This window comes from Agromyces molybdatiresistens (assembly GCF_052748445.2).
The window spans coordinates 1,382,227-1,397,238 of sequence record NZ_CM188258.1; the positions used below are offsets into that span (position 1 = coordinate 1,382,227).

Annotated in this window: 12 protein-coding genes; 8 read left to right on the forward strand and 4 right to left on the reverse strand. The window is 73.3% G+C overall.

The window, feature by feature from the left end:
• Nucleotides 1–13 precede the first annotated feature (13 nt).
• On the forward strand, nucleotides 14–1,186 hold the full coding sequence (locus ACULK2_RS06290; RefSeq protein ID WP_445969379.1) for a glycosyltransferase family 2 protein: 1,173 nt from the start codon (nucleotides 14–16) through the stop codon (nucleotides 1,184–1,186).
• Entirely contained in the window at nucleotides 1,183–2,220 is a 1,038-nt protein-coding gene (locus tag ACULK2_RS06295; RefSeq protein ID WP_445969378.1) for a glycosyltransferase family 2 protein, read from the forward strand. Before ACULK2_RS06290 ends, ACULK2_RS06295 begins: the two co-directional genes overlap by 4 nt.
• 63 nt (nucleotides 2,221–2,283) lie before the next feature.
• Here the strand turns inward: ACULK2_RS06295 and ACULK2_RS06300 are convergent, their stop codons facing one another.
• The 3 genes from ACULK2_RS06300 to ACULK2_RS06310 all read right to left on the reverse strand — a co-directional run bounded on the left by ACULK2_RS06300 (nucleotide 2,284) and on the right by ACULK2_RS06310 (nucleotide 6,179).
• Nucleotides 2,284–3,555: an O-antigen ligase family protein gene (locus ACULK2_RS06300; protein ID WP_445969377.1), complete on the reverse strand. Its 1,272-nt coding sequence runs from the start codon at nucleotides 3,553–3,555 to the stop codon at nucleotides 2,284–2,286.
• Nucleotides 3,552–4,916: an O-antigen ligase family protein gene (locus ACULK2_RS06305; RefSeq protein WP_445969376.1), complete on the reverse strand. Its 1,365-nt coding sequence runs from the start codon at nucleotides 4,914–4,916 to the stop codon at nucleotides 3,552–3,554. Before ACULK2_RS06305 ends, ACULK2_RS06300 begins: the two co-directional genes overlap by 4 nt.
• Before the next feature lie 84 nt (nucleotides 4,917–5,000).
• On the reverse strand, nucleotides 5,001–6,179 hold the full coding sequence (locus tag ACULK2_RS06310; RefSeq protein WP_445969375.1) for an acyl-CoA dehydrogenase family protein: 1,179 nt from the start codon (nucleotides 6,177–6,179) through the stop codon (nucleotides 5,001–5,003).
• A gap of 129 nt (nucleotides 6,180–6,308) precedes the next feature.
• Here ACULK2_RS06310 and manA point away from each other — a divergent pair, with 129 nt between their 5' ends.
• Nucleotides 6,309–7,553, forward strand: a complete 1,245-nt coding sequence (gene manA, locus ACULK2_RS06315) for a mannose-6-phosphate isomerase, class I (protein ID WP_445969374.1) — start codon at nucleotides 6,309–6,311, stop codon at nucleotides 7,551–7,553.
• Nucleotides 7,554–7,626: 73 nt separating this feature from the next.
• Here manA and ACULK2_RS06320 read toward each other — a convergent pair whose 3' ends face one another.
• Nucleotides 7,627–8,583, reverse strand: a complete 957-nt coding sequence (locus ACULK2_RS06320) for a GlxA family transcriptional regulator (protein WP_445969373.1) — start codon at nucleotides 8,581–8,583, stop codon at nucleotides 7,627–7,629.
• A 121-nt stretch (nucleotides 8,584–8,704) separates the two neighbouring features.
• Between ACULK2_RS06320 and ACULK2_RS06325 the strand changes: the two genes are divergently transcribed.
• From ACULK2_RS06325 to ACULK2_RS06345, 5 genes are all read left to right on the forward strand, one after another.
• On the forward strand, nucleotides 8,705–8,854 hold the full coding sequence (locus ACULK2_RS06325) for a hypothetical protein (protein ID WP_155051933.1): 150 nt from the start codon (nucleotides 8,705–8,707) through the stop codon (nucleotides 8,852–8,854).
• 54 nt (nucleotides 8,855–8,908) lie between these two features.
• Nucleotides 8,909–9,877, forward strand: a complete 969-nt coding sequence (gene galE, locus ACULK2_RS06330) for a UDP-glucose 4-epimerase GalE (protein ID WP_445969372.1) — start codon at nucleotides 8,909–8,911, stop codon at nucleotides 9,875–9,877.
• A gap of 164 nt (nucleotides 9,878–10,041) precedes the next feature.
• Nucleotides 10,042–10,362, forward strand: a complete 321-nt coding sequence (locus tag ACULK2_RS06335; protein WP_445969371.1) for a WhiB family transcriptional regulator — start codon at nucleotides 10,042–10,044, stop codon at nucleotides 10,360–10,362.
• A gap of 101 nt (nucleotides 10,363–10,463) precedes the next feature.
• Nucleotides 10,464–13,559, forward strand: coding sequence for a glycosyltransferase (locus tag ACULK2_RS06340; RefSeq protein ID WP_445969370.1), 3,096 nt, complete (start codon nucleotides 10,464–10,466; stop codon nucleotides 13,557–13,559).
• A gap of 1 nt (nucleotide 13,560) precedes the next feature.
• A complete protein-coding gene (locus ACULK2_RS06345; RefSeq protein WP_445969369.1) occupies nucleotides 13,561–14,982 on the forward strand; it encodes a DUF5719 family protein in 1,422 nt (473 codons plus the stop codon).
• Nucleotides 14,983–15,012 lie beyond the last annotated feature (30 nt).

Sequence of the window (15,012 nt, forward strand, 5' to 3'; positions counted from 1 at the left end):
GACCGACTGCGACATGCCCGCTGCGACCGACACGATCGAGCTCTCGATCGTGATGCCGTGCTTGAACGAGGCGGAGACGCTCGCCACCTGCATCGACAAGGCGAACGGCTACCTGGCGCGCAGCGGTGTCGCCGGTGAGGTCGTGATCGCCGACAACGGCTCCACCGACGGGTCGCAGGAGATCGCCCGCGCGCACGGCGCCCGAGTCGTCGACGTGCCCGCGAAGGGCTACGGCAGCGCGCTGCTCGGCGGCATCGAGGCCGCCCGCGGAACCTACGTCATCATGGGCGACGCCGACGACAGCTACGACTTCTCGAACCTCGACGCGTTCGTCGAACGGCTCCGCGCCGGCGACCAGCTCGTCATGGGCAACCGGTTCCGGGGCGGCATCGCGGAGGGCGCGATGCCGCCCTTGCACAAGTACCTCGGCAATCCGGTGCTGTCCTTCATCGGCCGCGTCCTCTTCCGGTCTCCGATCGGCGACTTCCACTGCGGGCTGCGCGGATTCCACCGCCAGTCGATGCTCGACCTGCACCTCCAGACGACGGGCATGGAGTTCGCGAGCGAGGTCGTCGTGAAGTCGACCCTCGGCGGGCTCCGGGTGACCGAGGTGCCCACGACGCTCGACAAGGACGGCCGCAGCAGGCCGCCGCACCTCCGGAGCTGGCGGGACGGATGGCGGCACCTCCGGTTCCTCCTCATCTTCAGCCCGCGCTGGCTCTTCCTGATCCCCGGCGCGGTCGCGTTCTTCCTCGGACTCCTCGGCACGCTCGCGCTCACCTTCGGCCCGGTCGTCTTCGGCGACGTCGGCTTCGACCAGTCGAGCCAGGTGTACCTCGCCGCGCTCACGGTCGTCGGGTACCAGTCGGTGCTGTTCGCGATCCTCACGAAGATCTACGCGCAGCACGAGGGCTTCCGCATCCCGAGATCGCGCAACTTCGACCGGCTCGAGCGGCGGATCAGCCTCGAGAGCGGCGCGCTCGCCGGGCTCGCGCTGTTCCTCGTCGGCCTCGGCATCGCGATCTGGCAGTTCGCCTCGTGGGCGGCATCCGGCTTCGGCCCGCTCGACCCCGGTCCCACGGTGCGCACCGCGGTGCTCGCGGCGCTCTTCATGATGCTCGGTTCGCAGACCATCATGGCGGGCATGTTCCTCGGCGTCCTCAAGGTCGGGCTCCGCAGGGAATGAGCAGCAGGGCGGATGCCGCGTCCGGGGCGTCGTCGCGACCGGTCCGGGTGTCGGTGGCGATCGGAACGCACAACGGCGCCCGATTCGTCGGGGAGCAGATCCGTACCATCCTCGGCCAGTCGCGGCCGGTGGACGAGATCGTCGTGAGCGACGACGCGTCGACCGACGACACGGTCGGGATCGTCGAGCGAACGGTGGAGGAGTTCCGCGACTCGGGCGGCTCGGTCGAGCTGACGGTGCTCCGCAACGCCCGCCCGCTGGGGGTCACCGGCAACTTCGAGCACGCGCTGCGCGCGGCGACCGGTGACGTCGTGGCGCTCGCCGACCAGGACGACGTGTGGCGCCCCGACCGGATCGCGGTCGCGCTCGAGGCCTTCCGGAAACGACCGGGGCTGCGCCTGGTGGCGAGCGACGCCGATCTCGTGGACGCCGGCGGCGCGCCGATGCCCGAGTCCCTGTTCGCCACGCTCGGGATCGACGAGTCGGGGCGGACCGCGGTCGACGGGCCGGGGGCGTTCGACGAACTGCTCCGCCGGAACCTCGTGACGGGCGCCACCGTGATGCTCCGTCGCGAGCTGGTCGACCTCGCGGCGCCGTTCCCGTCGAGTTGGGTCCACGACGAATGGCTGGCGATCGTCGCCTCGGTCTCCGGCGGGATCGGCGTCCTGCCCGAGCGCCTCATCGGCTACCGGCAGCACGGCGCGAACCAGATCGGCGTGACGGCGCTCGGCTGGAGCGGACGCATCGACCGTCTCCGCGCGCCACGCTCGGAGCGCAACACCCGGCTCCTCGCCCGGGCCTCCGCGCTCGCGGAGCGGCTGCCGGGAATCGCCGGACGTGCCCGCGTCGTCGCTCCCGAGTTCGTCGCGACGGTCACCGCCGACAAGCTCGCGCACGAGACGGCGCGCGACGCACTGCCCGCCTCGCGCGTGCGGAGGATCGGGCCGGTCCTGCGCGAATGGCGGACGGGCCGGTACACGCGCTACGGACTCGGCGCGCAGGACGTGCTTCGCGACCTCGTCCAGCCGGTCTGATCACGACTCGCACTGCGAGCGGCCGATGCCCGCGTTCCGGCCTCCGGCCGCGCCGCCCGCCGCTCAGGCGAGGCTCGGCGACGCCGCTCCGACGAGCGCGTCCCGCCAGCTCATGTCCCTCGCCGCCTTGACCGCGCAGACGACGAGCAGCATCCACCCGCCCTCGACGAGCGCGAAGGTCTCGGCGAAGCTCGTGACGGCGACGGCGACGAGCGCGAGCGCCGGCCACAGGTAGACGACGCTGCGCCGCGACGAGGCGAGCAGCCACGCCCGTACGAGCGCGACGCCCACGAGGCCCGCGAAGAGCAGTGCTCCGATCACGCCGACCTGGAAGTACGCGTCGATGTACGCGCTGAGCGCCGACGAGTGGTCGCGTCCCACGCCGCGTTCGACCCAGACGTAGGGCGCGGCCTCCGGCCACCGCCCGACCCAGCCCCAGCCCTGCAGCGGGTTCACGGCGAGGTAGCGGGAGACCTCGCGCCACACGTCGAGGCGCACGTCGAACTCGCCGCGCGCATCGAGCAGCTCGATGATCCTGATGCGCGTGATCCAGCCGACGACGATCATGGCGACCACCGCGACCAGCAGCGCGAGCTGCCAGCGCCACCTCGTCTCCGCTGGGACCCGGCGGAGGCCGAACAGGGCAGCGAGCGCGACGAGCGTCACGCCGAGGGCGACGAGCGTCGTGGGGGAGCCGGAGAGCAGGAGCAGCGCGCTCGCGAGCACGACCGAGGCGATCGCCCGCCCCGGGCGCACGCTCCGAGTGCGCCACTCGATGATGAAGGTGATGAGCGCGATGAGCGCGACGAACCCGAGCATGTTCCGGGATCCGAACATGCCCTGGAGCGGGCCCAGTCCGGCGAGGTTGCCCTGGATGCCGAGGAAGGCGATCGGCAGGTCGATGAGGATGCCGGAGAGCACCTCGAGGGCGAGGGAGACGCCGAGCAGCACCCGCAGCACGTCGCCGAAGGCGCGCACGATCTGGATCGTGTCGCGCATCAGCGCGACGTACACGCCGAGCACGCCGAACGCGACCAGGTAGCCGACGCCCAGCACCGTGAGGCCGGGCGTGTCGCTCCAGATCACCGAGGCGCCGCACCACCCGACGAAGACCAGGATGGTGAGCGGGAGGATGCCGTACCACTCGACGGCCCGCCAGCGCGCGACGAGCGAGAAGCCGGCGAGCACGATGAGCGTGGCGATGGCGGCGATGAGCCCTGGCCAGCCGACCAGGGCGCGCACCGCGTGCGTCGAGAACGCCAGTCCGACGGACATGAGCGTGACCGCCTGCGCGAAGCGCGCCGAACCGGCGAACTCGCGAAGGGCGGACCTCACCGGGGCACCTCCGGGCGCGACCGGCGGCTCGGCGAACGGGTCGGCGTCATGGCGGGGAGCGGCTCCGGTGACCACTGCCGGCGCTTCGTGCCCCACGCGATGGCGATGAGCAGCATCCAGCCCGATTCGATGAGCAATCGGCTCTCGGCCAGGGACTGCCCGATCAGGGCGACGAGGACGAGCAGCGGGATGAGCGCGACCGCGGAGAACCCGACCGGGTGACCGCGGTCGTCCCTCGGCTGGTCGACGGCCAGGAACCAGGACCGCCAGAGCGCGCCGATCCCGATCGAGGCGAAGGCGAGGACTCCGACGAAACCGAGCTGCATCCAGACGTCCAGCCAGGCGTTGTGCGCCTGGAGGTACTCGACCCCGTTCCGGACGGCGAGGCCGTCGAACGGCTCGACCCAGGGCTGCCAGTAGCCGATGTACCCCCAGCCGAGCAGCGGGCGCTCGGCTGCGAGGCCGATCACGGCTTCCCAGATGTCGAGTCGGCCGGTGAGATCCTCGCTCTTGCCGAGCAGGTCGAGCAGCGTGGTCCACAGGACGGCCAGCAGGGCGACGGATGCCGCGAGCGCGGCCGCAGCCGAGGCGTAGACGATGCGCCGCCGGTCCGGGCCGATCCGACGCGCCCACATGGCGAAGCCGAACGCCGCCAGCACCAGCGCGCCCACGAGCACGACGGTGGACGAGCGCGTGAGCAGCAGGACGACCCCGCTCACGACCAGCCACCCGATGCCCTGGGCGCGGCGCATGCCGCCGCTCGCGAGCAGGGCCGCGAACAGGATCGCCGCGATCAGCGCCGCCATGCCGAGGAGGTTGCGGTTGCCGACGATGCCCTCGATGGGGCCGCCGTCGAACAGCATGGCCCGCGACCAGAAGAAGGCCATGGGCAGGTCATCGGCCGAGGCGTCGAAGTCGGGGAAGTTCGGCAGCAGCGGCTCGCGCACGACGACCGCGACCCACGACTCGAACACGAGCGACAGCGCGAGCACCCACTTGAGGGCGCTGCCGACGGCGCGGAGCACGCCGTGCCAGCCGAGCGAGAGGGTGAGCGAGAGCGCGGCGATCGTGGTGACGAAGAGGATCGCGAGCCCGAGGGCCGTGCCGCCGGGATAGTGCGACCAGGCGAGCGAGAGCGTCGCGATGCCGAGGAAGAACAGCGTCGACTTCGGCGTCCTCCGCCAGCTCAGCGCTGGTCGCCTCGACGCCCACAGCCAGATCGAACCGATCAGCACGACGGCGACGACCGCGCCGAAGCCCCACCAGCCGAGCAGGTTGCGCCAGAACTGGCCGGCGAAGGCGGTGAAGAACACGAACGTGGCGAACGCGCTCTCGAGCATCTGCCGTCGTCCGTGGGTCATGGGCACAAGGGTAGCGCGGTGGGGCGGCGCGGATCGGGTGCCGCCGTGCCCGCCGGCGCCGCGCCATCCGTCACCGGTCGTCGCTCAGACGAACGCCGCTTCGCCCGTGATCGCCCGGCCGACGATCAGGGTGTTCATCTCGCGCGTGCCCTCGTAGGAGTAGAGCGCCTCGGCGTCGGCGAAGAACCGCGCGACGTCGTAGTCGAGCACGATGCCGTTGCCGCCGCAGGCCTCGCGGGCCCAGGCGACGGTCTCGCGCATCGCGGTGGTCGCGAACGCCTTGGCGAGCGCCGAGTGCTCGTCGCGCTGCTCGCCGGCGTCGAGCATCTGCGAGACGCGGACGACCATGCCGAGCGAGGCGGTGATGTTGCCGAGGCACTTGACGAGCAGGTCCTGGATCAACTGGTGCGAGGCGATGGGCTTGCCGAACTGCTCGCGCTTCGTGGCGTAGCGGACCGCGGCCTCGTAGGCGCCGATCGCGGTCCCGACGGCCGCCCAGGCGACCTCGGCACGGGTCTGGCGGAGCACCGCGGCGGTGGCGCGGAACGAGTCCGCGTTCTGCAGGCGGAGCGACTCGGGCACGCGCACGTCGGTGAGCGTGATGTCGGCGTTCTGCACCATCCGGAGGCTGATCTTGCCCTCGATCCTGGTCGCGGCGTAGCCGGGCGTCGAGGTGGGCACGATGAAGCCCTTGACCTGGCCGTCGGCCTCGTCCTTCGCCCAGATGATCGTGATGTCCGAGAACGTCGCATTGCCGATCCAGCGCTTCTCGCCGTTCAGCACCCACTCGTCGCCGTCTCGGCGGGCGGTGGTGCGGAGGCCTCGCGCGGAGTCGGAGCCCGAGAGCGGCTCGGTCAGGCCGAACGCGCCGATGACCTCGCCCGAGGCGAGCCGAGGGATCCACTCGCGGCGCTGCTCCTCGGAACCCGCGATCGAGATCGAGCCCGTGGCGAGGCCGTTCTGCACGCCGACGAACGTGCCGACCGAGGCGTCGACGCGCGCGAGCTCGAGCGCGACGAATCCGCGGAACACGGCCGAGTTCTCGAACGGCTTCGCCTCGTCCCAGGCGAACGAGAGCACATCGTGCTCCGCGAGGGGCTTGACCACCTCCATCGGGAACTCGGCGCGCTCCCAGTGGCCGTTGACGATGGGGCGGACGTCGCGCTCGAGCCAGGTGCGGAGAGCCGTGAGCGACTCGCGCTCGCGGTCGGTCAGCAGGGACGCGTACGAGTAGAAGTCGCTCGCGAGCGGCTCGAAGGACATGACTGCTCCTTGTTCGTGGACACGTCCGCCGCGGGTTCCCCGGCGGACGGGCCGAGCCTAGGCAGCCGGCCCGGGTCGCACGCAGCGCTTGGTAGTTTGGGGCCAAACGGTGAAAGGACCCCGCTCCGCATGTTTGTCGCGATCCGCAACACGCCCAGAGACTATGCGTGGGGTTCCCACACCGCGATCGCCGAGTTCCGAGGGGTGCAGCCGACGGGATCGCCCGAGGCCGAGCTCTGGCTCGGCGCGCACGCGGGCTCGCCCGCCGAGGTCGTGCAGCCGGATGCCGCGGGCGCGGCCGACCTCGCCGAGCTCATCGCGGCCAATCCGACGCTCGCCCTCGGCCACGGTCACGCCCGCGAGGGCGCCCGCCTCCCGTTCCTCCTCAAGGTGCTCGCCGCCGCGCGCCCGCTCTCGTTGCAGGCGCACCCGACGCCCGACCAGGCCCGGGTCGGCTACGGCCGCGAGGAGGCCGAGGGCGTGCCGATCGACGCCTTCGACCGCAACTACAAGGACCCGTTCGCCAAGCCCGAGCTCATCGTCGCGGTCAGCGAGCGCTTCGAGGCGCTCTCCGGCTTCCGGCCGCTCGACGAGGTCGCCGGCGTCGTCGAGGCGCTCAGAGCAGCGGATGCCGCGTCCCCCGAGCCGCAGCCCGGCGCCATCGACCTGCTGGCCTCTCGGCTCGAGGGGCCCGATGCGCTGCGCGAGACGGTCGCCTGGCTCCTCCTCGACGGCCGCGGAGGGGACAGCGGCGAGGCGGCGTGGCTCATCGAACGCGTGGTCGCCCTCGCCGCGAGCGAGCAGGCACTCGGCTCGCCGTACGCGGCGTCGTTCCGGACCGTGCTCGACCTCGCCGAGGAGTACCCCGGCGACCCGGGCATCGTGATCTCGCTGCTCCTCAACCGGGTCGACCTCCGCCGGGGCGAGGCGCTCTTCCTCGACGCCGGCAACATCCACGCCTACCTCGCCGGGCTCGGCATCGAGCTCATGACCGCGAGTGACAACGTGCTGCGCGGCGGGCTGACGCCGAAGCACATCGACGTCCCCGAGCTGCTCGAGGTGCTCGACTTCACGCCCATCGAGCCGCCGCTGCTCCCGCCGATCGAAGCGGCTCCCGGCGTGCTCGAGTACCGTCCGAGCGTGCCCGACTTCACGCTCTTCCGCGTCGAGGGGGCGGATGCCGCGGCGCGCGTCGCGCTCGCGGGGCCGGCGATCGTGCTCGCCGAGGGCGACGGGGTCGAGGTCGCCGGCGCCCACGGCTCGATCGCCATCGCGCGCGGCGAGGCCGCCTTCGTCTCGCCCGACGAGGCGTCACTCGCGTTCGCCGGCGACGGCATCGCGTGGGTCGCGACGGTTCCGGCATCGGAGGCCTGAGCGGCGGGCGCTGAGCGCTCGCCCCATCCCGGGCGTCGATGGTGCGGGCGGATGCCGCGGCATCCGCTCGCCGTCAGCCCGCCTGCCGCGGCCCGAAGACCCGGCGGTACTGCGTCGGCGTCGTCTGCAGCGTCTTCACGAAGTGGTGGCGCATCACGGCCGCGGCGCCGAAGCCCGTCTCGCGGGCGATCTCCTCGAGCGTGAAGTCGGTCTCCTCCAGCAGCTGCTGCGCCCGGAGCAGCCGCTGGCGGTTGAGCCACGCGTTCGGGGTCGTGCCGGTCTCGGCGCGGAACTTCCGCGCGAAGGTCCGGGGCGACATGAGCGCCTTCCGGGCGAGGCGGTCGACCGTGAGGTCCTCGTCGAGGTGCTCCAGCATCCACTCGGTGACGAGTGCGAACGAGTCGCTCCGCGCGTCGACCACGGGGGTCTGGATGAACTGCGACTGCCCGCCGTCGCGCTGCGGCGGGACGACCATGCGGCGGGCGACGATGTTCGCCGCGCTCGCGCCGAGCTCGGTGCGCACGATGTGCAGCGCGGCGTCGATGCCGGCCGCGGTGCCGGCGCCGGTGACGACCCTGCCGTCCTGCACGAAGAGCACGTCGGGGTCGACCTCGGTGTCGGGGAACATCTCGGCCATGCGGTCGGTGTACATCCAGTGCGTGGTCGCGCGCCGGCCGTCGAGCACACCCGCGCGGCCGAGCGTGAAGGCGCCGGAGCAGACGCTCAGGACCCAGGCGCCGCGGTCGACGGCGTCGCGGATGACACGGAGCACCTCGGGGTGCGCGGGCTCGTCGATGAGCGACGCGGGGACGGCGACGAGGTCGGCGGTCTCGGCCGCGGCGAGGCCCTCGTGCACCACGACGTCGAACCCGAGCTTCGTCGGGATCGGCCCGGGTTCGGCGGCGACGACGTGGAAGTCGAAGGTCGGGCCGCCCTGCTCGGACCGGTCGATGCCGAACACCTCGCAGATGACCCCGAACTCGAAGGGCGCCATCTGCGGGACGGCGATGCAGGCGATGGAGTGGAGCACGGATCCTCCTCTGGACCAGCGGGGCACGGCGGGTCGCGGTCGCCCAGACTGGCAGGAATGTGTCGATCACTGGCGAGTCTGCCACTGTCGGCAGGATCTTGCAAGGCGCAGAATTCCTGCCATGGACATCATCGTGCTGCTGATCTTCGCCGGCCTCGCCGTGTGGGGCGTCGTCGCGACGCTGCTCCGCCTCGACTCGGACGGCTACGGCCGCCCGGAGATCCGCGACCGCGTGCGTCACGTCGACCGGGCCCCGCTCCGCCGCGCCTGACCCGACCGCTAGCATCGTCACGACGCCGGAGGCTCCGGCGGCGGAAGGCGGGACATGAGCTGGCTGGTCACCGGGGGAGCGGGCTACATCGGAGCGCACGTGGTGCGCGCGTTCCGGGCCCGGGGCATCGACACGGTCGTCGTCGACGACCTCTCCTCTGGACGGAGGACGTTCGTGCCGGAGGGCTCGCCGTTCGTGCACGGCTCGATCCTCGACGGCGCGCTCCTGGAGGACACGATGCAGGCGCACGGCGTGCGCGGCGTCGTCCACCTCGCCGGCTTCAAGTACGCCGGCGTCTCGGTGCAGCGCCCCCTGCACGCCTACGAGCAGAACGTGACCGGCACCGCGCGGCTCCTCGGCGCGATGGAGGCGAGCGGGGTCCACCGGATCGTGTTCTCCTCGAGCGCGGCCGTCTACGGCACGCCCGACGTCGACCTCGTGACCGAGGAGACGGCCAAGCGTCCCGAGTCGCCCTACGGCGAGTCCAAGCTGATCGGCGAGTGGTTGCTCGCCGACCAGGCCCGGGCGACCGAGCTGCGGCACACGTCGCTCCGGTACTTCAACGTGGTGGGCTCCGGCACCGACGAGGTCTTCGACCCGAGCCCCCACAACCTCTTCCCGCTCGTCTTCGACGCGTTGATCGACGGCCGGACGCCCCGCGTCAACGGCGACGACTACCCGACGCCCGACGGCACGTGCGTGCGCGACTACATCCACGTGGCCGACCTCGCCGAGGCGCACGTGGCGGCAGCGCGCCGCCTCGACGACGGCGAGCCGATCGAGCCCGTGTACAACCTCGGATCCGGCGACGGCGTCTCGGTCGGCGAGATCATGCGCGAGGTCGCCCGCGTGACGGGCATCGACTTCTCGCCCGACATCGGGCCTCGCCGCGCCGGCGACCCGGCGCGGATCGTCGCCTCGGGCGAACTGGCCGCGCGCGACCTCGACTGGCGCATGCGGCACAGCCTCGGCGAGATGGTCGCCAGCGCGTGGTCCGCCCGCCGCGCGGCATCCGTCGGCTGACCGCGATCACGACTCGGACACGCGCCCAGCGTGTCGCGGGCGCCGCGAAGCCTCGAGGAGGTATTGAGGGTTCTCCGTCTGCGACTTGACTCCACCGAATTACACCGATGTAATTGGTGAGACACACCCCTCGGGGATGTCGGTACAACTGGGTGGGAGACGATATGGGCAAGCCTGAATATCGTTCTGGGGTACCTGAGGATTGGTTCGTCGACCCTGTGCGGCTCGGCGTGCCGGGGGTTCGCGGGGTCGCAGACGACGACAACCAATTGGCGTGGCAGAGCGACGCGCTGTGCGCGCAGACCGATCCGGAGGCGTTCTTCCCGGAGAAGGGCGGTTCCACGCGCGACGCGAAACGGATCTGCACGGGCTGCGAGGTCCGGTCCGAATGCCTCGAGTACGCGCTGTCGAACGACGAACGGTTCGGCATCTGGGGCGGGCTGTCGGAGCGCGAGCGCCGCAAGCTCCGTCGCCAGGCCGGCTGAGGGATCCGATCGCGGGCGTGCCGCGAGCGCGGGGGTTCGCGCTGACGGCACGCCCGCTGCGATGACGGATGGCGCGGGAGCGGCCGCCTAGGCTGTCCCCGATGTTCCCCAGAGTCACCGCCGTCCTCGTCGTGCAGCACGGCGGCGACCGGCTCCGCACCACGCTGGACGCGCTGCAGTCGCAGACGCGTCGGCCCGACGACCTCGCCGTCGTCCTCATGGAGTCCGACGACGCCACCCGGCGCCTGGTCGAGGCGTTGCGACCCGCGCACGTCGTCTCGCTCGGCGCGCCGCTGCCGTTCGGCGAGGCGGTGGCCACGGTCGAGCGGACGCTCCCCGAGCCGACGGACGAACGCGACGCCATCTGGCTCCTGAGCGAGGATGCCGCACCGGACCCGACCGCGCTGGAATCGCTCGTCGCCGGCCTCGAGAACGCGCGCACGGCGGCGATCGCCGCCCCGAAGCTCGTCGAGTGGGACGATCCCCGACGGATCGTCCGATTCGGCCGCTCGGTGACCCGCGGTGGTCGCAGCATGCCGATCGTCGGCGGCGAGCTCGACCAGGGGCAGCACGACGACCTCTCCGACGTGCTCGGAGCGGATCCCGTCGGCATGCTCGTCCGGCACGCCGTGTGGCGTCACCTGGGCGGGTTCGACCCGGCGCTGCCCGTCGTCGACGACGGGCTCGACCTCGGCATGCGTGCCAGGCTCGCCGGTCACCGCGTGATCGCGGTGCCCTCCGCCGTGCTCCGGTTCGCCGATTCCGGTGTCGCGGGCCCCGGCTCCGAGCCCGGCGGCCGCGCTGCGCGACGCCGCGCCCGCGACGCGCGGAGCGCGTGGCTGCACCGTCGCCTCGTCGACGCCCACGCGGTGATCGCGCCCCTGCACTGGCTCGCGCTGCTGCCGCTCGCCGTGCTCCGCTCGCTCCGGCACCTCCTCATGAAGACCCCGGGAGCGATCCCCGGCGAGTTCGCCGCCGCGATCGGGGTCATGGTCACCCCGCAGCGGGTCATCCGGTCGCGACGCGCGATCGCGCGGGTGAAGACCGTCAAGTGGTCCGCGCTCGCTCCACTCCGTATCCGGACCGACGAGGTGCGCGTGCGACGACAGCTGGCCGCTGAGGCGCGCCGCCAGCGTGCCCGCGGCCGTGTCGACGACCTGCAGTTCCTGCAGACCGGCGGCGGATGGGTGCTGCTCGCGACCTCCGCGCTCGCGGTCATCGTGTTCGCACCGCTCGTGGCGTCCGGCGGGATCTCCGGGGGCGGGCTGCTCCCGCTCTCCGAGGACGTGGCGACGCTCTGGCGGAATGCCGCTGCGGGCTGGCGCGACGTGGGCGGTGGGTTCGCCGGCGCGGCGGACCCGTTCGCGGGCGTCCTCGCCGGGCTCGGCAGTGCGGCGTTCTGGAACCCGTCGGCCGCGCTCCTCGGGCTCTGGATCCTCGCCATCCCGCTGTCGGGACTCGGCGGATGGTTCGCGGCATCCCGGCTGACCGATCGCGCATCGCTCCGAGTCCTCGGCGGGCTCGCCTGGGCCGTCGCGCCTCCGCTCCTCGATGCGCTCGCCGCGGGGCGGCCGGCCGCGGTGCTCGTGCACGTGCTGCTGCCCTGGCTCGCCGTGCTGATGTTCGCGGCGGCGACCTCATGGGCGGCCGCGGCGGCCGCGTCGCTCGTCTTCGCGGCGATCATCGCCTGCGCGCCGGTGCTCGCACCGGCACTCGTGCTGGCCTGGCTCGTCGCCCTTCCGCTCAGCGGGCGCGCCGCCGTGCGGCTCGCGGGCATCCCGCTGCCCGCGCTCGCCCTCGCCCTGCCGCTCGTGGTGCAGCAGGTCGACCGGGGGGCGCAGCTCTCGCTCCTCGCCGACCCCGGCGTGCCCCAGCCGGGCGCCGAGCCGGTCGCCCTCCAGGTCGCCCTCGGCCAGGCCTCGGGCACGTGGGGGCGCTGGGAGGAGGTGCTCGGCGGGCTCGTCGCCGAGTTCGTGCCGCCGCCCGTCGTGCTCGCCGTGCTGCTCGCGCCGCTCGCGCTCGCGGCGATCGCGGTCGTCGCCTCGCCTCGCCTGCGCGGGGGCCTGCTCGCGCTGGCGCTCGCCGCGGTCGGCTTCGCGACGGCGGTCGGCGCGACGCTCCTCCACGTCGCGTTCGCGGGGGAGCGCACGGTGCCGGTGTGGGCCGGTTCCGGCATCAGCCTCATGTGGCTCGGACTGCTGGCCGCGGCGGTGCTCACGCTGAGCACCGTGCGCCGCGGCGCCGCGACGGCCGCGACGGTGGTCGTCCTCCTCGCCGTGACCGCCGTCGGTCCGACGGTGATCGCCCTCGCACTCGGACAGACGACCGTCGGGCCGGCGCCCGAGCGCACCCTGCCGGCGTTCGTCGAGGCCGAGGCCGCCTCCGACCCGCGGGTCGGCACGCTCCGGATGCGTCCGAGTGCGGACGGCGGCATCCGCGCCACCGTCGAGCGCGGGACGGGCACGACGCTCGACCAGCAGTCCACCCTCGCGTCGACGCAGCGCGAGCTCACCGAGACCACCGAGGCGATCGCGACCCTCGCCGGCAACCTCGCCGCGCGAAGCGGCTACGACGCGACCGCCGCGGTCGAGGAGTTCGGGCTCTCGTTCGTGCTCCTCGGCCCGGCCGACCCCGATGACAGCGCCGCGGTGGCGGTCGAGCAGCGCGCACGTGCCGCGCTCGACGGGAACCCGCAGGTCGTCGCGATCGGCGAGACGGACTTCGGCGCGATCTGGCGCTTCGTCGGCGCAGAGGCCGATGCGCCCGGTGCACGCATCCCCGATGCGGGCCCGGTGGCCGGATGGGTCGTGGCGGGGCAGCTGGTCGTCATCGGCGCGGCGCTGCTCCTCTCCATCCCGACGGGCGGCGGGCGCGAGCCCGACCGCAGGCCGCCCTCGGTGCGGCGTCGACGGCGCGGCGACGGGCGTCGGCCGGATGCGCCGGCGGATGCCCGAGCGGGCACGGGCGAGCCGATGGCCGACGCCTCGCCCACCGGCGAGCTCGCGACCGGCCGCCCGGCGACCGACGAGGCAGTGCCCGACGGAGGTCCGACCGAGGCGGCCCCGACCGACGAGCGTCCGACCGACGAGCGTCCGACCGACGAGCGACCGGCCGAGGAGCCGGCACCCGCGCGGGTCGCCGCTCCCGCGCAGCCCGCCGATGAGAGCGAAGGGGACCGACGTGCCGAGGACGCGTGAGGTGATCCGGGGAGTCGCACTGGGCGCGGCGGTCCTGGCCGTCGGCGGCCTCGCGGCCGGCGCGGTGTTCGCGGCATCCGCCCTGCCCCTGCCCGAGTTCGTCGCCGAACCGCCGTCGACGGACGTGCAGCCCGCGGAGAGCCGCCAGCTCCAGGTGTGCCCCGGCCCGCTGCTCTCCCTCGCCGACGATTCGTCGTCGGCCGCCGCTGCGAGGTCCGTCGGCTCCGCCGACCTCGCGATCGCATCCGATCCCCAGGACGCGGCCATCGACCAGGTGATGATCGATGCGCCCGACGACGCCGCGGCGGGCGCGAACGGCGGCCCGACGGCGATCTCGGCCGAACCCGGCACGGTCCTCGCCGGCATGCTCGCGGGCGCGCAGTCGCAGGAGGCCGACTCCGAATCGCTCCGCGGGCTCGCCGCGGCCGCGTGCGTCGAGCCGTCGGCGGACTCGTGGCTCGTCGCGGGTGCGACCGACGTGGGGCGGTCGGGCCTCGTCCTGCTCTCCAACCCCGGCGAGGTCTCCTCCACGGTGGACGTGCGCGTGGTCGGCGAGACCGGTACGGTCGAGGCGCCGTCCGGGCTCGGCATCGTCGTCCCGCCGGCGAGCCAGCGGATCGTGTCGCTCGCCGGGCTCGCCCCGAACGTGCGGGCACCCGTCGTCCACGTCACCAGCACCGGTGCGCCGATCGCCGCCGCGCTGCAGCACTCGGTCGTGCTGGGGCTCGATCCCGCGGGCGTGGAACTCTCGACCCCGGCCGCCGCGCCCGCGACCCGGCAGGTCGTGCCCGGCGTCGTCGTCTCCGGCGAAGGCGGCGTCGCGCCCGATGACGACCACGCCGAGGGAGACGACTTCCCGGCCCTGCGCCTCTACGCTCCGGATGCCGCGGAGGCGGCCGCCGTCGTCGAGATCCGCGACGACGCCGGCACGGTCGTCTCGGAGGTCGAGGTCACGCTGGCGCCCGGGCAGGTCCCCGACCTGCCGCTCGGCACGCTGGACCCCGGCGCCTACACCCTCGTCGTCGACGCCGATGCGCCGATCGTCGCGTCGGCCCGGTCGACCGTCCTCACCGAGGGCGACGACCCGATCCTCGCCGACCTCGCCTGGTCGGTGGCGACGGGCGCGCTGCTCGAGCGCGCCGCGGTCGCGATCCCCGACGGACCCGGCGCGACCCTGCGACTGGCGAATCCCGAAGAGGCGGACGTCACCGCGACCGTCACCGCGGATGGGGAGGAGCGCTCCGTCACCGTACCCGCCGGCGGCGCGGCATCCGTCGCGGTGCAGGCCGGCGATCGCGTGATCCTCGACGGCGTCGAGGGGCTCCACGGCGCGGTGACCTTCGGCGGCGACGAGCGGATCGCGGCGATGCCGATCGCGCCGCCGGGGCCGCTGGCCAGCCCGGTTCGCGTCTTCCCCCAGTAGGCGGGGCCGACGCGGCACCCGCCTCGTCGC